Annotated in this window: 1 pseudogene; it reads right to left on the bottom strand. The window is 64.4% G+C overall.

From position 1 onward, the window contains the following. A pseudogene (locus HWX87_RS37755) lies at window positions 1-469 on the bottom strand (RHS repeat protein); the annotation flags it as partial.

Below are 469 nucleotides of genomic sequence, written 5' to 3'. Positions count from 1 at the left end.
ATAGTGCGTGCCACGCTCGCCATCGCTCTCATACGCCAGCGCGTCACCATCCCATCCGAACACCGTCCGATCGCCATTCACCTCCTTAGCGATCCGGCGGCCGAACGCGTCATAGAAATACCGTGACTGACTCTGCCGCGACGCCTCCGCGACCCGCGCCGACTGCAAGCGATTGAATTCGTCCCACTCGTATTCCTGCTCCCCCACCGGCGTACGCTTGCGCACCAGATTCCCGCGCGTGTCGTACTCGAAGTGCATCCCCGCGTACGCCTTCAGCAGGTTGCCCAGCACCTTCGGTACCTCGGGCGGTAACGTGCTTTCCGGTCTCACCGGGCTCGGACGGGAGGCCGGCGCTTCGGTCGGCCGCACCGGATCGATGATGTTGCTCGCCGGGTCGAATGCAAACCGCTCCTTCGCGACCGGACTGATCGCCTCGATCAGTCGCCCGACCGGGTCATAGCGGTAATCG

The organism is Burkholderia sp. BCC1644, from assembly GCF_902833225.1.
In the GTDB taxonomy this organism is placed as follows: Bacteria; Pseudomonadota; Gammaproteobacteria; order Burkholderiales; family Burkholderiaceae; genus Burkholderia.
This window is presented reverse-complemented; position numbering and strand designations above follow the sequence as displayed.